Source organism: Patiriisocius sp. 208BN25-11 (assembly GCF_058147145.1).
The window spans coordinates 1-20444 of the sequence record NZ_JBYVJY010000016.1; the positions used below are offsets into that span (position 1 = coordinate 1).

Annotated in this window: 21 protein-coding genes, 1 tRNA gene, 1 other RNA gene and 1 pseudogene; 15 read left to right on the plus strand and 9 right to left on the minus strand. The window is 35.8% G+C overall.

From position 1 onward, the window contains the following. Window positions 1-69: 69 nt before the first annotated feature. The 4 genes and pseudogenes from ACY2RS_RS14300 to kdsA form a co-directional block, all read left to right on the plus strand. Window positions 70-276: pseudogene (locus tag ACY2RS_RS14300) on the plus strand (GIY-YIG nuclease family protein); the annotation flags it as partial. Then, window positions 257-376, plus strand: a tRNA-Leu gene (locus ACY2RS_RS14305). The pseudogene ACY2RS_RS14300 and the gene ACY2RS_RS14305, both read left to right, overlap by 20 nt. Window positions 377-673: 297 nt before the next feature. Further along, window positions 674-1177, plus strand: coding sequence for a hypothetical protein (locus ACY2RS_RS14310; protein ID WP_490099349.1), 504 nt, complete (start codon window positions 674-676; stop codon window positions 1175-1177). 56 nt (window positions 1178-1233) lie between these two features. Continuing rightward, window positions 1234-2052, plus strand: a complete 819-nt coding sequence (gene kdsA, locus ACY2RS_RS14315; RefSeq protein ID WP_490099350.1) for a 3-deoxy-8-phosphooctulonate synthase — start codon at window positions 1234-1236, stop codon at window positions 2050-2052. Here kdsA and ACY2RS_RS14320 read toward each other — a convergent pair. Continuing rightward, window positions 2047-2415: a DUF1801 domain-containing protein gene (locus ACY2RS_RS14320; protein WP_490099351.1), complete on the minus strand. Its 369-nt coding sequence runs from the start codon at window positions 2413-2415 to the stop codon at window positions 2047-2049. The two genes, kdsA and ACY2RS_RS14320, sit on opposite strands and share 6 nt — an antisense overlap. Window positions 2416-2671: 256 nt before the next feature. Between ACY2RS_RS14320 and ACY2RS_RS14325 the strand changes: the two genes are divergently transcribed. The 7 genes from ACY2RS_RS14325 (at window position 2672) to ACY2RS_RS14355 (ending at window position 6877) form a co-directional block, all read left to right on the plus strand. Next, window positions 2672-3277, plus strand: coding sequence for a hypothetical protein (locus ACY2RS_RS14325; protein WP_490099352.1), 606 nt, complete (start codon window positions 2672-2674; stop codon window positions 3275-3277). 2 nt (window positions 3278-3279) lie between these two features. After that, window positions 3280-3573: a winged helix-turn-helix domain-containing protein gene (locus ACY2RS_RS14330; RefSeq protein ID WP_490099353.1), complete on the plus strand. Its 294-nt coding sequence runs from the start codon at window positions 3280-3282 to the stop codon at window positions 3571-3573. Between the two features lie 42 nt (window positions 3574-3615). Next, window positions 3616-4110, plus strand: a complete 495-nt coding sequence (locus tag ACY2RS_RS14335; RefSeq protein ID WP_490099354.1) for a hypothetical protein — start codon at window positions 3616-3618, stop codon at window positions 4108-4110. Beyond that, window positions 4107-4397, plus strand: coding sequence for a hypothetical protein (locus ACY2RS_RS14340; protein WP_490099355.1), 291 nt, complete (start codon window positions 4107-4109; stop codon window positions 4395-4397). Before ACY2RS_RS14335 ends, ACY2RS_RS14340 begins: the two co-directional genes overlap by 4 nt. Window positions 4398-4415: 18 nt before the next feature. Beyond that, window positions 4416-5762: a cell envelope integrity protein CreD gene (gene creD / locus ACY2RS_RS14345; RefSeq protein WP_490099356.1), complete on the plus strand. Its 1347-nt coding sequence runs from the start codon at window positions 4416-4418 to the stop codon at window positions 5760-5762. A 124-nt stretch (window positions 5763-5886) separates the two neighbouring features. Then, a complete protein-coding gene (locus ACY2RS_RS14350; protein WP_490099357.1) occupies window positions 5887-6249 on the plus strand; it encodes a ribosomal maturation YjgA family protein in 363 nt (120 codons plus the stop codon). Then, complete coding sequence (locus ACY2RS_RS14355) at window positions 6236-6877, plus strand: DUF1361 domain-containing protein (RefSeq protein WP_490099358.1); 642 nt, start codon at window positions 6236-6238, stop codon at window positions 6875-6877. The genes ACY2RS_RS14350 and ACY2RS_RS14355 overlap by 14 nt, the downstream gene beginning before the upstream one ends. A 35-nt stretch (window positions 6878-6912) precedes the next feature. Here ACY2RS_RS14355 and ACY2RS_RS14360 read toward each other — a convergent pair whose 3' ends face one another. Both ACY2RS_RS14360 and ACY2RS_RS14365 read right to left on the minus strand, forming a co-directional pair. Next, window positions 6913-10671 (minus strand): T9SS type A sorting domain-containing protein, encoded by a 3759-nt coding sequence (locus ACY2RS_RS14360; RefSeq protein ID WP_490099359.1) that lies wholly within the window; start codon window positions 10669-10671, stop codon window positions 6913-6915. A gap of 139 nt (window positions 10672-10810) precedes the next feature. Further along, entirely contained in the window at window positions 10811-12019 is a 1209-nt protein-coding gene (locus ACY2RS_RS14365; RefSeq protein ID WP_490099402.1) for an NAD(P)-dependent oxidoreductase, read from the minus strand. A 349-nt stretch (window positions 12020-12368) separates the two neighbouring features. Here ACY2RS_RS14365 and ssrA point away from each other — a divergent pair. From ssrA to ACY2RS_RS14380, 3 genes are all read left to right on the plus strand, one after another. Continuing rightward, window positions 12369-12768, plus strand: a transfer-messenger RNA (tmRNA) gene (ssrA, locus tag ACY2RS_RS14370). Between the two features lie 361 nt (window positions 12769-13129). Continuing rightward, on the plus strand, window positions 13130-13375 hold the full coding sequence (locus ACY2RS_RS14375) for a GIY-YIG nuclease family protein (RefSeq protein ID WP_490099360.1): 246 nt from the start codon (window positions 13130-13132) through the stop codon (window positions 13373-13375). A 170-nt stretch (window positions 13376-13545) separates the two neighbouring features. Beyond that, window positions 13546-13767: a hypothetical protein gene (locus ACY2RS_RS14380; RefSeq protein WP_490099361.1), complete on the plus strand. Its 222-nt coding sequence runs from the start codon at window positions 13546-13548 to the stop codon at window positions 13765-13767. Between the two features lie 30 nt (window positions 13768-13797). Here ACY2RS_RS14380 and ACY2RS_RS14385 read toward each other — a convergent pair whose 3' ends face one another. From ACY2RS_RS14385 to ACY2RS_RS14405, 5 genes are read right to left on the minus strand one after another with little or no spacing between them, the layout of a single operon-like run. Next, complete coding sequence (locus tag ACY2RS_RS14385) at window positions 13798-14712, minus strand: YitT family protein (RefSeq protein WP_490099362.1); 915 nt, start codon at window positions 14710-14712, stop codon at window positions 13798-13800. A gap of 34 nt (window positions 14713-14746) precedes the next feature. Beyond that, entirely contained in the window at window positions 14747-15058 is a 312-nt protein-coding gene (locus ACY2RS_RS14390; protein WP_490099363.1) for a hypothetical protein, read from the minus strand. 17 nt (window positions 15059-15075) lie between these two features. Then, window positions 15076-16494: a TolC family protein gene (locus tag ACY2RS_RS14395; protein ID WP_490099364.1), complete on the minus strand. Its 1419-nt coding sequence runs from the start codon at window positions 16492-16494 to the stop codon at window positions 15076-15078. Next, a complete protein-coding gene (locus ACY2RS_RS14400; protein WP_490099365.1) occupies window positions 16495-17847 on the minus strand; it encodes an HlyD family secretion protein in 1353 nt (450 codons plus the stop codon). A 5-nt stretch (window positions 17848-17852) separates the two neighbouring features. Next, window positions 17853-19517 carry a peptidase domain-containing ABC transporter gene (locus ACY2RS_RS14405; protein WP_490099366.1) on the minus strand — a complete coding sequence of 555 codons (1665 nt, stop codon included), beginning with the start codon at window positions 19515-19517 and terminating at the stop codon, window positions 17853-17855. A 124-nt stretch (window positions 19518-19641) separates the two neighbouring features. Between ACY2RS_RS14405 and ACY2RS_RS14410 the strand changes: the two genes are divergently transcribed. Next, a complete protein-coding gene (locus tag ACY2RS_RS14410) occupies window positions 19642-19959 on the plus strand; it encodes a hypothetical protein (RefSeq protein ID WP_490099367.1) in 318 nt (105 codons plus the stop codon). 119 nt (window positions 19960-20078) lie between these two features. On the opposite strand, the gene ACY2RS_RS14415 is transcribed toward ACY2RS_RS14410, so the two are convergent. Continuing rightward, window positions 20079-20384: a hypothetical protein gene (locus tag ACY2RS_RS14415; protein WP_490099368.1), complete on the minus strand. Its 306-nt coding sequence runs from the start codon at window positions 20382-20384 to the stop codon at window positions 20079-20081. Window positions 20385-20444: the final 60 nt, after the last annotated feature.

Genomic DNA, 20444 nt, shown 5'->3' on the forward strand with positions numbered 1-20444 from the left:
CGGTCATAGGTTCGAATCCTATCGGGCTCACATTAAATCCCCTCTTGGGGATTTTTTGTTTTAAAACATATGACAGCTTACACTTACATTCTCTATTCTGAAATTTTAAACACCTATTATATTGGTTATACTGCAGATACACTCAAAGAAAGACTGAGAAAACACAATACAAATCATAAGGGATTTACAGGAAAATCTAATGATTGGATATATGCCCATGTTGAGACTTTCAATTCTAAAAAGGAGGCATACGCAAGAGAGCGCTATATAAAAGGTAGAAAATCTAGAAAATTCATTTTAGAACTCATCAACTCTAAGAAATAGAGCATCCCGCTTAAAAGCGGGACGGTCATAGGTTCGAATCCTATCGGGCTCACATTAAATCCCCTCTTGGGGATTTTTTGTTTTAAAACATATGACAGCTTACACTTACATTCTCTATTCTGAAATTTTAAACACCTATTATATTGGTTATACTTCAGATACACTGTTAAAATATCACTCTTAGTAATGATATCTCTAGTACTAAAAAAGCTTTTTTAACTCGTTTATAGAGGTATTGTATCGTTTATCGAATATTTTTTTTTTCAAATAGTAAAAGACATAGTTTTGTAAACCCAATATCTTCTTACTCTTAACACTTCCTCACCAGCTTTTGCTTTAAAAAAAGCATATGAAAACAATTATTCTAAGCCTATTTCTAGGAATTAGTAGTATCATGATGAGTCAAGTAGGTATCAATACCAGAACTCCTACCACAATGCTCGATGTAAATGGAACCATTCGATCAAGAGATTTATCACAAGGACTTATCCAAGCAGATGCCGATGGGAATTTATTGAGTGGAGCCCCAAACACCAAAGAATATACTCCTTTTTTATTGGGTACTAACAACAATCCTAGCTTCATTCCGGCAGATGCACTTGTATACACAACATTTGACGGAAATTATAGCAGCACGGTGACATTGCCAACTGCTTCAAACAGCATCGCTGCTCAAAGAATTGGTACGTTTATAATGATAAGAAAAAGATCTACGTTCCCATTTGATATCCAAATTGCTAACACAGACTTATCTGCACCTTTAACATTAGGATCGTTTACCATAGGTGATAATCCCACAGCAATATTTATGTTTGATGGATATCAATGGGTCTTTATAAAAGAAAGTCAGTAAAAATTAGCGCATGGGTAATGATTTTGTTGTCTATCTTTGTAGCATAAATTCTAGTTATGCAGTTATCTCAGATACCCAATATAAAACATACTTCTTCTAATAATTTTTTCTTACTCTCTGGGCCTTGTGCTATCGAAGGAGAAGATATGGCTTTGCGTATTGCCGAAAAAATACTATCAATTACAGACAAACTAGAAATTCCTTATATCTTCAAAGGAAGTTTCAAAAAAGCAAACCGAAGTAGAATTGACAGTTTTACAGGCATTGGTGATGAGAAAGCATTAAAAATCTTACGTAAAGTTTCTGAAACTTTTCATGTCCCAACTGTAACAGATATTCATGAAGCGAGTGACGCTGCTATGGCAGCACAGTATGTAGATGTCCTTCAAATACCAGCGTTTTTAGTGCGTCAAACAGATTTGGTTGTGGCAGCAGCCAAAACGGGTAAAGTGGTAAACCTAAAGAAAGGTCAGTTTATGAGCCCTGAAGCCATGCAACATGCCGTGCAGAAAGTAAAAGATGCTGGAAGTGATAAGGCCTGGATTACAGACAGAGGTACCATGTTTGGATATCAAGATATGATTGTAGATTTTAGGGGCATTCCTACCATGAAACAATATGCTCCAGTTATACTTGATGTTACCCATAGTTTACAACAACCTAATCAGAGCGCAGGAGTTACTGGAGGTAGACCAGAAATGATAAGTACTATAGCTCGAGCAGGAATTGCTACCGGGGCAGATGGTCTGTTTATAGAAACACATTTTGATCCTGCCAATGCCAAAAGCGATGGTGCTAACATGCTTGATTTAGCCAATCTAGAAAAACTTCTTTCAGATTTAGTGGCTTTAAAAAAGGTAGTGAATACGTTATAATTCTTTATAATACTTTTTATCTCTTACACTATAAGCCTCTTTTAGGACATCAATTAAAATACTATCGTCAATATCTGCTAACGAAAAATAGCGTAGTGACTTCATATGTTTTCTACCTTCAGAAATAAGATGCTCTTCGTGATGTGTTAAGTGTGCCCCATGCCAAAAGCCAACATCTATATAATTTTTGCTTTGATTTAAAAACACAAAACCTTGCTTACCCCCCAAATAATAAAAAGGCATTCTCCATTTGTATAAAAGAACTGCATCAGGAATGGTATGCTCTATAATGACTTGCAAGTGCAATAACATGGCACGAAAAGGTTCTGGCTTGTTAAGGATGTATGCCTCAGCTGGATTCATAGTATAAATATAAAAAGAAATTAAAAGGCAAAAAAAAGCCGTCTAGATGACAGCTTTTTATCGAAATTAATCTATAAACTCCCCAATTTATAATGCATGATTAATACAAGACAAAGATTCATTAAATCAAGACAACAGTCAATAGGCCTTTTACCTATTTCTAACAGGGGTGTTTTCCCCCTATCCATAAAAAAATGCTAAAAAAGGTGTGTGTTTCTGAAATATTATATTACTTTGTATTTCAAAGTACTTTATTATGAGTGAGCAAGATTATTTAAAAGACATTAGTGACATCAAGAATTTGATGACCAAATCATCTCGTTTTATTTCTTTAAGTGGTTGGGCTGGAATTATGGCTGGAATCTATGCACTAATAGGTGGTGCAATAGCCTATTATATTGTAGCCAATAGCGGCAGAGATTATCTCATCCTTGATGGTTATGTATTTAAATTAATCATGCTAGATTTAGTATTAATAGCTTTACTAAGTGTAGGTACAGCGATATACATAACTACAAGAAAAGCCAAAAAAGATGGAGTCTCCATTTGGGATACAACCACCAAAAGGTTGTTAGCACACTTTTTAATTCCATTAGTAACGGGAGGAATCTATATATTAATTATTTTAGGACAACAAAAATATGGTCAAACGGGAGCACTGATGCTTATCTTTTATGGACTAGCACTTGTTAACGCCTCTACTTATAGTATAGGTCATATTCGATATCTTGGTTATATAGAAATAGTACTAGGTCTTATTTGTGCAGTACTACCTGGTTATGGATTTTGGCTTTGGATTCTTGGTTTTGGGGTGTTGCATATTGTATATGGAATTGTGATGTTACAACAAGAAAAAAAATAGGTTTGGGAATTATAGAAAACATCAATAAAGTTTTTGACCACCGCATACGTCTAGGTATCATGTCTATTCTTGTTGTGAATGAGGATGCAGATTTTAATAGGCTCAAAGAACTATTAGAAGTTACCGATGGTAATTTAGCAAGTCATTTAAAAGCACTAGAAAAAGAAGCCTATATACTGGTAGAAAAACAATTTATTGGGCGAAAACCAAATACGAGATATAGTGCCACAAAAGCTGGGAAACTTGCGTTTACGAAACACATCAACGCACTAGAAAAATTAATTAGAAAAGGATAGCCTTTTTTATTTATTAATTCACTTTGAAAAACAAAGTACTTTATGAAAGAGAAAAGAAAAAATATAATTCATTGGTTATTTGAAGTTACCATGCACCTGTATTGTAAATTCAAGAAAAAAGAAGCCTGGGGAATCACAACAGAAGAACTCCTTGAAATGCCAAAAAACTCTTTTGGATATCAGCTAGGGAGACTTCTTGATACACAAAATTTTGAATTAATACCCAAAGTAGAACGTCATGACGCCTACCACCTGCTTACTGGATATGACACATCTGTAGAAGACGAAATTGCCTTACAATATTGTTGTTTCGGAAATGGGAAACGCACCCTTTATCTCTTTGGAGTGTTACTTCTTGGAACCTTACTGTTACCAGAGTACCTCCCCTACTATAGGCAATCGTATCATTTTGGAAAACAATGCAACACCTTTCATCATTTCGATTACAAAAAGGTACTGCTTGTAGATTTTGAAGATTTTAAACACATGATTTTCTCAATAAATAAATTTAATAAACCAAAATTACATCACATATGACACACAAAATAATAGGCGCTAAAAGGCTTGCAGCTTTCTTTTTTGCGATAGGTACCGTATTGTTTATCCTGCAATTTTGTTGGCAAGGATTGAATACTATTACTCTAATAGGATTTTATTATGTAGCCATTTCGGTACTCTGCAATGCATATTTTGTTTTGGTATTACTCTTTGGGCTAATGCTAAAAGAAAACATCAAAGACACCTTTAAAGCCATAGGCTACATTAGCATAAACATACCAATTGCATTGGGCTATGCACACATCATATTTACATACGCTATATAATTTTAAACACATTACATCATGGAAAACAAGAAAGGAAAATTTACACATTGGTTACGAAACTCTATCACTGCTAGAATGCTCGTTGTGGGCTTTTTATTAATTGTTTTATTAATACCCCTAGAATTTGTAAAGGGTCTCATTTATGAGCGCTCTGCTAGGCAAACTGAAGTCATTAGGGAAATTAATGACAAATGGGGAAATGAAATAATTCTCTCGGGACCCATTTTAAAAATCCCTTATAAAACCTATACCGAAGAAAAGGTCTACAATGAAAAAACCAAAGTATACGACACCAAAACGGAAACAGTTATTAATTACGCATATCAATTTCCAGATGATTTACAAATCACTTCAGATGTAAATAGCAAACCCCTTAATAGAAGTATTTATGAATCTGTAGTCTACACAGCAGATATATCCGTACAAGGGAAATTTCCGAAGATAGACTTCTCAGAAAAAGATATTAAACCAGAGGACATTGTTTGGGATAAAGCGGTACTCCTTATTCAAACAAGTAATATAAAAGGGATTCGAAGTAGCATGAACATTACTCTAAATAATGAAACTTTAAGCATGTCGCCAAAGTATGACACCGGCTATTTGCACACCATACAAAGTGAGATCATTACTGGTTTTAATGCAACAGCAACCACTCCCACAACGTTTACTTTTGATGTTAAAATTAACGGTAGCGAACGTCTTTCATTCATTCCTATCGGAAAAGAAACTAAGGCATCTATGAGCTCAAATTGGCACTCGCCTAGCCACACAGGAAGGTATTTACCCATGGACGGCTCTAGAGAACAATCTGAAAACGGTTTTAAAGCTGCCTGGGAAGTATATCAAATAAATCGACAGTTCGAGCAAATATTTTACAACCAATTACCAAATCTAACTGAGTTTAGTTTTGGTACCGAACTAATCATTCCTGTAGACGAGTATCAAAAAGCAGAACGCACTGCCAAATATGGTTTTATGGTTATCGGTCTTACGCTTTTGGTCTTTTTAATGATACAAATAGTGAGTAAAATATACATTCATCCGTTTCAATATGTCATGATTGGATTGGCACTGGTTATGTTTTATACCTTGCTCATTTCAATAAGTGAACACAGTAGTTTCCTTACAGCCTACGCTACGGCAGCCGCTTCAGTTTTGCTGCTTATTACTGCCTATTCGAAAGCGATTTTAAAAGGATTCAAGTTCCCATTGCTCATAGCGGGTTCTCTAGCCTCTTTGTATGGTTTTATCTATGTCATCATTCAATTAGAAAACTATGCACTCTTAGTGGGAAGCATTGGCTTGTTCGTGATATTAGGAATCATCATGTTTGCTTCCAAAAAAATAGATTGGGGAAATGAATAATTGATAGTGAATAGGCTGTCTGTTCGAGCGCAGTCGAGAACTATAACTTGTTTGGTTTCAATGTAGTTCTCGTCCCGAGGCTACGGGAGCGCTCGATCAGACATACAAAACAATGCATAAACATATGAAAAAATACATCATCATAGGCGTATTACTCTTAGTTACAGAAGTTGCCATTGCCCTATTTCATTTCACCAAGTTTATTAGAAATGTGGTAGGAGACGTACTCGTAATACCACTACTCTATTGTTTTATTAGAGCATTTTCAAAAGCATCCATAACACGAAGCTTGAGTATTGTGCTTGGCATTGCTTTTTTAATTGAGTTTTTTCAGCTTTTAGGTATTTCTGAAATGTTACACATCGACAACACTTTAGTATACATCATCTTAGGAAACACCTTTGATGTGAGAGATCTTTTTGCCTATATCGCAGGAGCCATACTTGTTATTATTATTGAAAAATACAGAACCCATGCAACACATTAAATCATATCTATTTCAACGCTTTACAACCGTAAGCATTACATTTCTAATATCTTTTTGTTGTATTGCATTATTAGGATTACGTCTTAAAATTTCACATTCTTTCTTCCTACTCTTTTTGGTATGGAACCTCTTTTTAGCGGCCATTCCTTTTTGTATTTCTTTTTATGCGAGAAGTAAAAAGTCGCATCATCGCTTTGTCTTATTACTTATGAGTGGTACTTGGCTGTTATTTCTTCCAAACGCACCTTATATTATCACAGATTTTATACACCTCACCCACCAAGAATCGAATTTCTTGGTCTTAGATGCACTATTGATTGCATCTTTTGCTATAGGCGGACTTTACTTCTACCTGCAATCTGTACGTGACATGGAAGTTGTTTGGAGTGCTCATATTTCAAAAAAAACACTCAAATTTGGAATTCCAATCATTCACTTTTTATGTGGATTTGGTATTTATTTAGGACGCTTTTTGCGTTTTAACTCTTGGGATCTTATTCAAAATCCAGCGACGCTAGCTACAAGTGTTTTAAAGAGTTCTGTAAGTCCACTAGCTATAGGAACTACCCTATGCTTTGGGATAGGTTTGTGGGTTTGCTTTACTATCTATAAAAAAAGAGGATGCTAAAAACATCCTCTTTTTTTATACCAATCAATAAACATCTATTCTTTTATAAATTGATGAATTACTTGACCATATTCTGTTGAAATAATCACCACATATTGGGCACTTTGTAATATTGATATATCAAAACTTTGTGTTTCGTTTATTTCTGAAATGTTCTGTTGTAGCACCATTCTTCCTGTAAGATCGTACACGCTAACATTTTCTATAGAAAGCAAATTAGGGTTTGCAATTGAAATATAATCTGTAGTTGGATTTGGAAACAACTTCAATGCATCGATAGCTATTTCTTGGGTTTGAACTCCTAATATATCGTCTACCACTAAAACAAACTCGCATTCAGTTTCAAATCCTCCTTCATCTATTGCTGTTAATGTTATAATATGTGTTCCTTGTGGCAACGCAGTTCCTGGACTAGGATCTTGGTCAGTCACTAAAGAAGTACTACAATTATCAATAGCTTCAGCTTCACCATTTACAAAATAATCTGGTAACACATATGGCCCCTCAGAAGTGACCGATTGATTTTCTGGACACGTAAGCGCTGGAGACAAACCATCGATAACATTTACAAAAGCAACACAAGAATCTGTTTCTCCTGCAGCATTGGTAACCGTGAATTCTATTTGAATAGGTGCTCCCACATCTGCACAAGAAAACTCAGAAATATTAATACTATATCCATCTTCACATCGCACTCCTGTAGAGCCGCCATCAAAAGCAATGGCCGATACGGTAGCTGTACCATCTTGCTGTAAAGGCACGGTCACATTTTGGCATACTGCGTTTGGCGCAAAAACACCTTCTACTACAGTTACTGTTGTTGTGCAACTAGCTTCATTTCCGCCTTGATCGATAACAGTAATGGTAACTTCATTAACACCTATGGATGAGCAATCGAATGTTGAAGTACTTATTTCTGTACTTACAATTTCACAATTATCTGTTATGGTACCAAAGTCGGCAACAGTAAGAACTGCCATATAGTCTTCATCTAGTGTTACAGTAATCTCTTGACAATCAATTACAGGTGCAATAGTATCAATTACGGTAACAAATGATTCACAAGTAGCTACATTACCTTGAGCATCTGTCACAGAAAAAACAACTGCATTGGTTCCAATGTCACTACAGGTAAATTCACTAACATCTATTGACGTACTAGTATTTCCGCAGTTATCAAAACTACCCATATCCAAATCTTCTGGAGCGATCGTTGCCATACCATTTTCATCTAACGAAATGGTAATACTTTGGCACATAGCAATTGGTAAAATATCATCTTCAACTGTTACAGTAGCTTCACAGGTTGCTATATTACCATGTACATCTGTCACCGTAAGCGTTACTGTATTTGGCCCTAACATAGTACAATCAAAAGTTGTTGTATCTATACTAGTAGTAGCGATACCACAAGCATCGGTACTTCCACCATCTATTGAAGCAGCAGTAATAGTAGCTACTCCATTTTGATCAAGTGTAATTGTTATATCTTCACAAACTACTGTTGGTGCCACTGTATCTTCTACAGTAACAATCGCAGTACATGTGGCAATACTACCATTTGGTTCTGTGAGTGTTAATACTACTTCGTTTTCGCCAATGGCATCGCAGGTAAACGTATCTATATCAAGAGACATGGATGCGCCCTCCAGACAAACAAATGAACTACCACCATCAACAGCAGCTGGAGTTATAGTAGCAATTCCGGTAGCATCTAATTGAACAGTAATATTTTGACAAACAGCAGTAGGTGTATTTATATTTTCTATGATCACTGAGAAGTTACAAGTAACCTCGTTTGAACCATCGTTCGCAGTAATTGTAATTTCAGTACTTCCATCTATTAGCGTTGTTCCAGGCGCAGGAACTTGAGTAACTTCTAGTGTATTACAATTATCTGTTGCATTCACCGCTAGGGTGTAATCTGGAAGTATAAAATTACAGGTACCATCAATTACTTCAAACTGGTCTTCTATACAAGTAAGAACTGGAGGTGTAGTATCAACTACAGTTACTGTTGTATTACAAGTTGCGTCAAATACACCATCATTAATTGTTAATACAACATTTGTAACTCCTAATGGATACGGTCCTTCTGGAATTACTGTTACAGTTGTTGGCAAACCATCTGGATCGAAAGAACCTGCATCAAAGTCTGCTGCTGTTGCCTCTCCTTGACATGAGTCGTTTGCTTCTAAAGTTACTGGTTGACAAAGCGCAATAGGCAATTGATTACATACAAACAATGGATCTGTAACTGTAACTATTGCTTCACAAGTACTCGTATTTCCATTTGTATCTGTAACTGTTAGTACTACGGTATTTGCTCCTAGTTGATCACAGGTAAAGTTCATAGTATCGATACTCATGCTTTCAATTCCACAAAAGTCGGACGAATTACTTCCTATAGCCTCTGCTGTAATACTAGCATTTCCGGTTGCATCAAGCGGCACCTCTATAGCACTACAAACAGCTTCTGGACCTGTAGTATCTTGCACATTAATTTCAAAACTACACTGAGAGGTGTTGGTACCATCATCTGCAATGAGTGTAATCGTAGTTGTACCCATTCCTACCAATGTTCCTGGAGCAGGGTCTTGCGTTACGGTTACCTCGGCATTGCAATTATCTTCTGTTATGGCAAGGCTTGAATAATTTGGGAGTACAAACATGCAATCTATTGCATTTACCTCTTCAATGGTTGTTTCTGGGCATGTAATTGTAGGAGGGATAATATCGTTTTGAATCACCATAAAGTTACAAGAACCAATGTTTCCAGCATTGTCCTCTGCACTTAAAATTACTAAGGTATTCTCTGTAACTAATGTTCCCGGTTCTGGGTCTTGCGATAACAAAAATGGTCCCCCATCACAGGCGTCTATAACTGTTGCAAGATCTCTATAATCTGGTAAGATAAACTCACAATTAGCATCAAAATCTTCTATTTGATTTTCAGGACAGATCATGGTAGGCTGCGAATTATCAATCACCGTAATCTCAAATGAACAAGGTGTTGTATTTGTTCCATCGCTCGCAAGCAAAGTGATTGTTACCGGCCCAAGCCCCACAATAGTTCCTGCAGGAGGCGTTTGTTCTATAGTGGGTATACCACAATTATCATTTACCGTCGCTGTAGCACTATAATCTGGGATTACGAACTGGCAATCTTCATTTGTAAACTCTTCTCTGTCTTCTGGGCAAACAATAGTTGGTGGTGTAATATCATTGGCAATTACATTAAACGTACATGCTCCTGTATTTCCTGCTTCATCTGTTGCCAATAAAAAAATGGTTGTAGTACCCGAAATAATGGTACCCGCAGGAGGGTTTTGTGTAATTGGAATACTTCCAGGACTACAAGAGTCTGAAGCACTACCCAATAAGGTATAATCTGGCAAAACAAACTGACAGTTTTCATCAAAAATTTCAACTTGATCTAACGGACATGTCAAGGTAGGAGAAGTAGTATCCACTACTAGCACGTCAAAAGAACAACTCACAACCGTAGTTCCATCATCGGCTGTTAGTGTTACAGAAGTAATACCTACCCCCACATTTGTTCCTGGTGTAGGTGACTGTGTCACTGTAGGTGTTGCACCAACATTTGTCAAGACTGCTAAGTTAGTATAGTCTAATAATTCAAATTGACAGCTTGGTGTTGTGGTTTCTGTAATTGTTTCTGGACACTCGATGGCTAGCATTAGCGAGTTTGAAGAAACATTCGGTACAGAATTAAATACATTAGCAAGCGAAGAGGTAATTGAAAGTAAAGAGATACACAATGTGAGTATCATTGCGGAGAAGTAATTTTTCATGGGGCATTCATTAAGTTATTTGGGTGAAACAAATAAAATAAAAAAATCCATGAAAAGCACGTTTTATCCGATAAAATACACTTTTTGTTAAAAACTAAATATTTTTTAACATATAATACTATTCTTTACCAGATACATAATCCTGTAAATAAGCGTAATTAGAAGTAAGAGTTCCTTCTTGTGTAGTCATTCTAGCACGTTCTAAAACTCCTTCTTTATCTCCATTAAAAAAGGCAGGGATAACATGTTCTAAAAACATATCACCAAAACCTTCACTGGCATCTTTTGGAAGTTCGCAAGGTAAGTTATCTACTGCCATCATTGTGATTGCTCCAGGAGCATCCATGGCTACGGCAGTTTCGGTTTGTGGATCATAGCCATAAAAAGGATCTGCAATGGTAGATGGTTTTATCGTAGCGGCAACAGGTCCGTCGATATCGCAAGAAACATCGGCAATTAAATTGATTCTAAAATCGGGATGTTTTGCATCTTCTCTGGTAAATAAATAGGGAGCGCCATTGCCATAAAAATGTCCTGCGATAAAGTAATCGGTTTCTTTTGCGTAAGGCATGAAGTTACTTTCATAGCCAGAAGGGTCTTTATAAAAAGCATACTTATCTCCAGCCTTCCCATCTTTGCGTTTGTTGTATTCCATCACATCTAGCATGCAGTACACAGGCTCTGTAAACTCTGAATTTAAATACACGGTGTCTGTTACTTCGGAAATGTTAAGGTGGTCCAAGATTTCTTTAGCTCCCTTAGCCACTTTACCAGTTCCTGACAAAGCTATTTTAATGTTGGGTAGGGTTATTTTATCAAGTTCGGCTTTTACAGCATCTAAATCTGGTAAATGCTCTACTTTTGGTAAGTTGAAAATACCATCGCGTATTCCTAAGGCTCTAAATCCATTATAAGCACCTACCAATCCTGCATAGCGTCCAAAACCAATCAAACGACCTCCATTTGCTTTGGTAATGGTTTCATGATCGTACATTTCAATATTTTTTTCTAGCATGGCTACCAATAATTTTCTATTGTATGGCTGCTTTTTGATGGTATGACTAAAATAAAAATACTTTTTATTAGGTATTAATGCGTCAATAGGCACTTCTTTTACCCCTAACATCACATCTGCTTCACTTACATCTTCTTTCACTTCAAATCCGGCAGCACGATACGCATCATCACTAAAAATACGGATATCGCTAGACTCTACAATAAAATGAGCTTCAGGGAATTGCGCTGCAGCTTCTTTTAGTTTTTCTGGAGAAAAAACAACACGTCTATCGGGTGGATTTTTACGTTCTTTTATGATGGCAAAAGTGATTGGCATGTGGTATAATTTTTGAAATATAAAATTGGATGTCAAAGATAGCGTTTTTCGTGTATCTTTGCCTTCCTCTCGAGTGAAAGACTTGGCAGATTTTTTAAAAAAATAGTGTACCACTTATTACTTTTAGAATCTAACGAGACTGAGCGCAGAGGCTGTGTGAGGGATAGTAGCGGCATCCTCTCCTTCGCCGTAGGCTATGGAGAGATATAGCGAATAGCCCGACTTTTTGACTGAAGCTTTTAGCGAAAGGAAAAAAGACACACGATACTAATTCAGGATACGTATCTTGTATTTAGTTTATTTACAACTGGATACTGCTACTGAACACTGAGCACTACAAAATGGGGTCGACTGGTTTTGACAGCGGGTTCACTAGTATGGTAAGCATGTAGAGCGCTGGGAAACAGCTCTTAAATCTCATTTTTCACACTTTTTAAACGGCGAGAATAACTACGCCCTAGCTGCATAATCTGAATTATAGTAGGATTACGCCTCGGTCTGCAAGGCAGACAAGCAGGAAGTCACTCAAACACCTTGGTTTACGGTTTTTGATATAGTGACTTCGTAGAAGTAAACCTATCGAGGATGGTGTCTAGACATCTTTGAGACATCTAATTTAGAATAAGGAATGCGTTGGTAGTTTTCGACCGGCAAGTTCTCGAAAATTTAAATGAAAACTAAACATGTAGAACGCTGTAATAGTACACGTTTGGACGAGGGTTCGAATCCCTCCGACTCCACCTACGCCCTCCGAAGCTTTGCGACTTTTTAGCAAAGCGCAGGAGGGCTTTTTAATTTAGGCAACTATTTATACTATACAATACAGGGCTTCGGTGGATAGCGATCCAACTGTTTCCCTCTCAAAAAATATTGCGACTTTTTAGCAAAGCGAAGGAGGCTTTTTATTTGTTACAACTTTATTAAATTTAGATGATGAGCTTGTGCCTAAGCTAAATCTTCTGCGACACGCGGGCGGTGGATGCCGATCCAATTATTTACCTCTAAATAAACATTGTAACTTTTAAACAAAGCGACGGCGAGCTTTTCCTTAGTACTTAAATTTCTTATCTTTATAATACTCCTCAGTTCCAAAAAAGAATTACAATGGAACTTCCTTATGCAGTTTACATACTTTTATGTTCCAACGGTACCTATTACACAGGATATACAACCAACATCACAAACAGACTCATTGCCCATCGAAAAGGTCAAGTATCTTATACAAAAGATAAACTTCCAGTATCCTTGGTACATTTTTCAATGTTTAAAGACAAACAAAAAGCCTATGATTTTGAACGCTATTTAAAATCGGGTTCGGGGATAGCTTTTAGGAATAAAAGATTCATTTAAGTCTTTTCTAAAAACGAGTGCCCAAACTCAATCAATTTGCAACTAAATAATCTTTTTTAATCTACCATAAATCCAATCAATGTTAAAATAAACACAATCAATCACCTAAGCTTGCAAAAAAAACAATGTTTAATTATTTTTATTAAAAAGTTAAACAAAAAAAATATGTTATGGATCTATTACAAGAAGCAGCTCAGTTTGAAAAAGCAAAAATGAGTCATATGTCTACCAGTGATCGCGTACATGCATCGCGAGAGGCAAAAAGACTTGTTCTTGCTATTAACGAAATGTATAAGAAAACAAAAGACACAAGCTTGATGGATATCATGAAACGCATCACAGCAAAAAAGAGAAAAATTGAAGCCCGCCTAAAGGGGAGCACTATTATTTAAAACAAAAGGGTTTGCGTTGCAAACCCTTTTTTATGTACCTTTTTGACGGATAGAAGGTGCAAGATTAGTTCCTTTTTTCTTGTTGATATACCTTCGCAAAACACCCCCTTTTACACTATTGATGTCGAACTCGATAATAAAGGCATCTTTGTCTATTGAATTAAGGAGTCGGTACGTTTTCCTAATATCAATACGATTGACAACGGTATGAATAATACGCGTTTTTTCTTGCGCTCCAGAACTACCATAGCCAGATACTCCTTGGTAAACAGTTACTCCCGCTCCTATTACCTGTAACAATCCATGTTCTATAGCCTTCGCTTCTCTAGAAACAATTGTAAATCCAACAAAATCCTCGAAACCTTCTATAACGAGATCTATTACTTTCGCAGTAATAATGTATGTAAGTATAGAATACATGGCAATTTCCATAGAGACAATAAGTGCGGTAATTGAAAATAAAATCACATTAAAAAACAAAATACTTTTTCCAATACTAATACCAAATCTATCGAATATAAAGATCCCTAAAATTTCAGAACCATCTAACACAGAGCCATTTCGGATCGCTAAACCGATACCTAATCCTAGAAATAAAGCACCAAAAATTGCTATCAATAACGTATCGTTTGTAACAACAGGGAAGGTTTCTAATTTGATTGAAATAGCTAAGAGAATAATAGAAATCACCGATTTTACCAAAATACGCTTCGATATGGTAAAATATCCAATCACCAGAAACGGAATACTCACCAAGACTAAGATAATCGATATGTCTATATCTAAAAATTTACTAAGAAGAATAGCTATACCTGTAACACCACCATCCAAAAAACCGTTGGGTAACAAAAAGGCCTTAAGTCCAATACTTGCTAACAAAATTCCAATAAAAATTTGGATGTATTCTTTTACAAATCCCAATACTTTTGAACGATTTATTCCCATTTGTGTATAAGTTAATTATTAACTTTTGCTTGTGCTATTCCTTGTTTTTAGGGAGAGACATCACAAAGTCAATGAGGTCATTATCTGCATCGATTCCGTAGGCACTTGTTAAACAGCCTTTAATACCATCATTACAAGCTATTAAAAATAGTATTGAACTATCACCAGGATCATTCATCCCTTCATGACGGCAATACTCTACAAGAATACAACTAGAGGCATCGTAGGTAACAAGATTTGTTCTACAGAGTAGTACACCATCTTTAAACATAAAATCTGAAGTGTATCCTTCTTTGCGGGCTGCTATTATATCTTCTGTTAATGTATTGCTTCGCGATAATATCATGATGGTTCTATTTTGCATTAATTTATTTCCACAATTCCAAGTGTATTGAACAACATTGCTGTGGCATTAAGCTCTTTTACAGCCAATTCGTTTTGCTTTAATTGCGCATCTATTAATTTTTGTTCTCTGGCATTAATTAAAAACAAAGAACTCTCACCCAAGAAAAATTTGCGCTCTTCGGCATTTACCAACGCTTGATAATCTTCAACAATTGTCGTCACCATATTATTTTGTGTGTTCAAAGATGCTATTTCTGCTGCTACGGCATCTATCTTATTTTTAAGCGTAAGCTGTGTAGCGACTCTCTCGAAAGCAGCGTCCTTCAATTTTATATTTGCCAACCTGAGGTCACCACGCTCTTTTCTTAAAAAAATAGGGATACTGAAATTAACGAAAGCTTTGTAATTTGCGGCTGTAAAAGCCGAAAACTGATCTGCCTCCTGTGATAAAAAGTTATATTGCAAATCTAGCTTTGGTAATAATCTATTTTGCTTTAAACGCTTGTCTACTTCTAACACATTTATCTTAGCATCTAAGCTTAGCAACTTAGGATGACTTACCAACAGCGCTTCTATATTTGTGATACCTTCTAACATTAAAGATGCTTCTAGAGAAGAGATTTCTGGCTGCAACGGACGGGTGTTCTCTTGAAGCTCAACAGGTACATCATTAAGCCATAAAAAAGTACCAACCTCTAAAGCTGCTTTTCTTCTTTTGAGTGTAGCCGCTTCTAATGCAAGTGCTCTGTTCTGTTTTGCAATTCGCGCTTCTGTAATATCTATTGCTGCTTTATCTCCAGCAGCAACACTCTGGTTTACTGCTTCAAGTCTTATTTCTGCATTCTTTAAAAAATCTGCGTAAATCTGTTGTTCAATGGTCGCTTGAACCCATTGAAAGTAGGCCTTGCTTGCATTAAAAACAATTGTATTTACCAATAAATTTCTATCTGCCTGGGTTTGCTCTGTAAAAAATCGTGCTTTTTTCAAAGAAGCCATTCGTTCATTCATTAAAAATCCTTGAGCTAAGGAAAACGAAACACCCGCACTGTACAATCCACCCTCGGGAACGTTGAGATTCGGATTTAAAAAAGCGCCTGTATTTTCTTCAAAATCTGCTTTAAATTCAATCCCATACCAAGTTGGGATTTTGAAAGCCGCATTTAGTTGGTCGTAATACTCTGTATCCTTAAATTTCTTTCTATCGTAATCAACCTCCACTTTAGGGTCAAAACCTCCTCTTGCCTTCAACAGGTTTGCTTCTCCTTGTTCTAACACAAGATTTGCTTGCTTCACCAAAGGATGGTGTTGCTTTACAAAGCCTAAGTACTCTTCAAATGAAAGTACATTATCTGAGGGTTTAGCAATATTCTGGGCTGCTAAAATTTCCGCGAAAGCGAAAAAAGCTACGAAATAGATAAACGTATACGATATTCTCATCTAAGTCTTCTTTTTAGTGGTTTCTGAAATATCTGGGGTATAATAATTTGGCGGAAATCCATTAAGTTGTCGCCACAGCTCGTACCAAATAGACACATCTTCTAACAAGGCAATGGTATAAGCACCTGATCCTACACGTATATTTTCTGGCCAGGTATTTTCTTTAGGATCTGGTGCAATGAGGATTCTAAATTTTCCATTTTCGCTAATAAAGGTTTCTATGGCAACCACCTTTCCAGCGTAGGTACCGAAAGAGGCATTTGGCCAACCGCTAAAGAATATGGCAGGCCAACCATCAAATTGAATACGAACATCTTCACCAATGTGCATGAGCGGTAAGTCTATTGGATTAACAAAAGTTTCTACTGCCAAATCATACTGCGCTGGCATGATTCCTACCAGACGTTCCCCTTCTTTAAAGGTCTCTCCTATTCCACCCTTTATAGCAGTATTGATATATCCGTTTTGAGGTGCAGTAATATAATACATAGCGTTTCGAAGCGAGTAACTAGAGGATTGATTGTCTAATTTTGACACCTGCGCCTCGGCATCAAACTGGCTCGAAGCCGCAGTGAATTTATCACTTTGTGATTTGGCAATTTTATCGGCATACTCGGCAGATATTCTGTTAATTTCAAGTCTAGCGTTTATCACTTCGTTTTTACTAGCCAACAATTTATTTTCTTGAGAAATAAGTTTTGCCTGTGTTTCTTGCAACTTTAATCGCTTTGCTTCTACATCGGTCATTGGCTTTAAGCCTTCAGCTTGCAACGTTACACTTCGATCAAACTGGGTGGTTGCGATGCTTAGATTTGTTTGAGCAGCTTTTAAGTCAATACTATCGCTTTTCACTTTAAATTGTGCTTGTTGCAATTTGTTTTTGGCTTGAGATAATTTTAACGAACGTTCTGTTGCCAGAGCGCTTACCTGATTTTCTAAGGCTTTAATTTTTTCTTTATAAGAAAGTACCGAGTTGCTTTTTGCATCGCGCTGTTGATTGGTTCTTTCTACCAACTTAGGGTCTTGATATTCTGTTTTTATTTCAGAAATAAACAAAATGGTATCTCCTTTTTTTACATAATCACCTTCGTTTACATACCATTTTTCTATTCTACCAGGAATAGGAGACTGTATGGTTTGCGGTCGCTGCCCAGGGGTTAGCGTCGTTACAAAACCATTACCACTCACATTTTGAGTCCAAGGTAAAAAAAGCACCACGACTAAAATAAACGCTGAAATGGCTAAAAAGCGATTAAAATAGGTATTATGCTTTGAGGCAAATGCTTTACCAAATGCTTTGTATCCATTTAAGGAAACTTTTTTATTTAACTGGTTATGAGAAATATTAAGCATACGTTTTACTTTTTTGAGTGAATAGTTCCTTCGGAAATTTTAAGTGTCTGATTGCAATTAGATTTCCAGAGTTCATTTCTGCTAGATACTACCAAAGCCCAAGGCCTCTCTGGAGCCGTTAAATATTTTATAATCCTTACTGCTTCAGATGCTTCAAAATGCTCTAAGGGATCCTTGAGTAGTAATACTTTTGGATTATGAATAATTGCTCTTGCTAAAACAATACGTTTTGAAACCGTAAACGGAATTTGTTGTCCTTCTGGGTATAATATGGTATTAATTCCGTTGGCTTGTTGCTTAATAAACTCAAGCAATCCAACTTCTCGTAATATGGTGTGTAAATGTTCTTGAGAGATATCTTTTCTTCCAAAAGTGATGTTTTCTAAAATAGTGCCTTCAAAAGGATCTTGCGAAGGGAGCACCTGTCCTACATGAGCTCGATATCGGTTGGGCCAAATACCATTAACAGACACATCATTAATATACAAGGCACCTTTTGAAGGCCTCAGGAGTCCAGATAATATTTTTAATAAGGTCGTTTTCCCAGAACCAGAAGCACCATCTAATAAAATTCTATCAGTACTGGTGATGTTAAAACTAATATTCTCTAAGATACTGAGCCCTTCTGGGGTTGTGTAATTAAGATTGTCTAGCTCAATAAGTAAATTCTTAGTAATTCCAAAAGGATCCTCACCGTCTTGAGGCTCTAGCTCTTTATCAACCACCTGACCAATTTTTTCGAGCGATGTGAGGACATCGTAAAAAGATTCTAAGCCATTAATTAATTTTTCAACAGAGCTTAACACCAATAAGATGATAATTTCTGCAGCAACAAATTGCCCGATGTTCATTTGCTGATTAAGTACTAGCAAACCTCCAATAACTAAAAGACCGGCAGTCACCAATACTTTAAAGCCTATTAATTTTACAAACTGAGATACCAATACCTTAAAATGACTTTCTCTAGCTTCTAGATAATTTGTGGTAAGCTCATCGTTACGGTTCATAGCAAGACTTGTGGTCCCCGATAATTTAAAACTAATCAATGAACGAGATACTTCTTGTATCCAATGTGCTACTTTGTATTTGCTTTTAGACTCTTTTAAACTTGTTTCTAGTCCTTTTTTTGCGGTGTATTTAAACACGATGTAAATCAATAATACTAGAAGGAAACCGTAGATGATAAAAAAGGGGTGGTAGAAAGATAATAATATCAATCCAAATATAATTTGCAAAGCAGCAGCAGGAAAATCGATTAGTATTTTCGATAATCCTTTTTGAATGGTGAGTACATCAAAAAAGCGGTTGGCTAACTCTGGCGGATAGTAGTTCCTAAGTTCTTCCATCTTGATTTTTGGAAAACGGTAGGCAAATTCGAACGATGCTCTCGTAAATATTTTTTGCTGCATGTTCTCTAAAATGCGTATTTGCATGAGTTGAAGAACTCCTTGAAAAGCAACTCCTAGAGTTACTAAAACGACTAATACTATCCAAGAAGTTGAAACTTGTGCTCCTTGAATTAAATTTATAATTGCTTGAATCCCTAAGGGCAATGTCAATGCAACTAGACCTGCAAAAACAGCATAATAAAATATCTGGCGAATGTCTTTTCTATCTAATTGTAAGAGCCCAATAAAACGTTTCCAAGGCGACATAGTAGGTAGTTTCATATTTTAAGTTGAATTTTATTCAAATTTATAATAGTAATACTATTAAATAAGTGTGTTTAACTTTTTTTTGTGAAAGTTTTATATTTCATTTGTACTTTTAGGGGATACTAAAGTATTAATAGCTATGATGACATTACAAGTTATATCAAAGGAAAGCGATCAATTAAAAGAGATTGCAGAATTATTATTAAAAGAGAAACTAGTTGTAAATGCTATGATAACAAAATTAGATGTTTATAAAACCCTTGATACAAATGAAATGATTGATACTTCTGTTAGATATAAATTAAAATGTATTTCAAAATCACTACTATTTTCACAAATAAACAATCTATTGAGAGATCGTTATAAAGATAATATGCCCCTGTTATATTCAGAACCTATCATTTTAATAGACCCAGAACAAACTGAGCGTATGATATCCAATCTGAAATTGGTATAAAAAAAAGCGACCCCGAATTTAGAGTCGCTTTAAACGTATTAACGTTTTGAGGAATGCAATTTCTTTTTCATTTTAATTTTCATTCATTAAAGTATCTAACGCAATACATTCCATTTTTTCTACTCCTCGATTGTGATTTGAATTGTACTTGTCATTTTCAATTTCTTTCCTTGCAATCTAGCTTGCGAAAAGAATTCTTTGGCTACTATTTTTTCTTGTAATAACTCATCTATTCTTCCACTATCATAATCACATGCATTTTCTAAATCACCCTCTGTGATTGAGAGGCGTTTGATTTTGTGAAAATTAATTTTTACATCAAGCACATCATTAATGATGTCTGCAGCTTCTGATGCAGAAAACTTCCCTTGAATTAAATTAATTTTTTGATCCTTTTTAAATTTTACTTGTTCTAGAGTTTCCATTGTATGTTTATTAATTGGTTTATTTTATAATTTATTCAAAATACAAATATCTACATTATT

Coding starts and splice junctions, on each gene's coding strand:
- ACY2RS_RS14415 (WP_490099368.1), bottom strand. CDS start 20,384: ATGGAAACTCTAGAACAAGTAAAATTTAAAAAGGATCAAAAAATTAAT.
- ACY2RS_RS14335 (WP_490099354.1), top strand. CDS start 3,616: ATGAAAGAGAAAAGAAAAAATATAATTCATTGGTTATTTGAAGTTACC.
- kdsA (WP_490099350.1), top strand. CDS start 1,234: ATGCAGTTATCTCAGATACCCAATATAAAACATACTTCTTCTAATAAT.
- ACY2RS_RS14360 (WP_490099359.1), bottom strand. CDS start 10,671: ATGATACTCACATTGTGTATCTCTTTACTTTCAATTACCTCTTCGCTT.
- ACY2RS_RS14340 (WP_490099355.1), top strand. CDS start 4,107: ATGACACACAAAATAATAGGCGCTAAAAGGCTTGCAGCTTTCTTTTTT.
- ACY2RS_RS14405 (WP_490099366.1), bottom strand. CDS start 19,517: ATGAAACTACCTACTATGTCGCCTTGGAAACGTTTTATTGGGCTCTTA.
- ACY2RS_RS14385 (WP_490099362.1), bottom strand. CDS start 14,712: ATGGGAATAAATCGTTCAAAAGTATTGGGATTTGTAAAAGAATACATC.
- ACY2RS_RS14325 (WP_490099352.1), top strand. CDS start 2,672: ATGAGTGAGCAAGATTATTTAAAAGACATTAGTGACATCAAGAATTTG.
- ACY2RS_RS14375 (WP_490099360.1), top strand. CDS start 13,130: ATGGAACTTCCTTATGCAGTTTACATACTTTTATGTTCCAACGGTACC.
- creD (WP_490099356.1), top strand. CDS start 4,416: ATGGAAAACAAGAAAGGAAAATTTACACATTGGTTACGAAACTCTATC.
- ACY2RS_RS14350 (WP_490099357.1), top strand. CDS start 5,887: ATGAAAAAATACATCATCATAGGCGTATTACTCTTAGTTACAGAAGTT.
- ACY2RS_RS14400 (WP_490099365.1), bottom strand. CDS start 17,847: ATGCTTAATATTTCTCATAACCAGTTAAATAAAAAAGTTTCCTTAAAT.
- ACY2RS_RS14410 (WP_490099367.1), top strand. CDS start 19,642: ATGATGACATTACAAGTTATATCAAAGGAAAGCGATCAATTAAAAGAG.
- ACY2RS_RS14390 (WP_490099363.1), bottom strand. CDS start 15,058: ATGATATTATCGCGAAGCAATACATTAACAGAAGATATAATAGCAGCC.
- ACY2RS_RS14395 (WP_490099364.1), bottom strand. CDS start 16,494: ATGAGAATATCGTATACGTTTATCTATTTCGTAGCTTTTTTCGCTTTC.
- ACY2RS_RS14380 (WP_490099361.1), top strand. CDS start 13,546: ATGGATCTATTACAAGAAGCAGCTCAGTTTGAAAAAGCAAAAATGAGT.
- ACY2RS_RS14355 (WP_490099358.1), top strand. CDS start 6,236: ATGCAACACATTAAATCATATCTATTTCAACGCTTTACAACCGTAAGC.
- ACY2RS_RS14320 (WP_490099351.1), bottom strand. CDS start 2,415: ATGAATCCAGCTGAGGCATACATCCTTAACAAGCCAGAACCTTTTCGT.
- ACY2RS_RS14310 (WP_490099349.1), top strand. CDS start 674: ATGAAAACAATTATTCTAAGCCTATTTCTAGGAATTAGTAGTATCATG.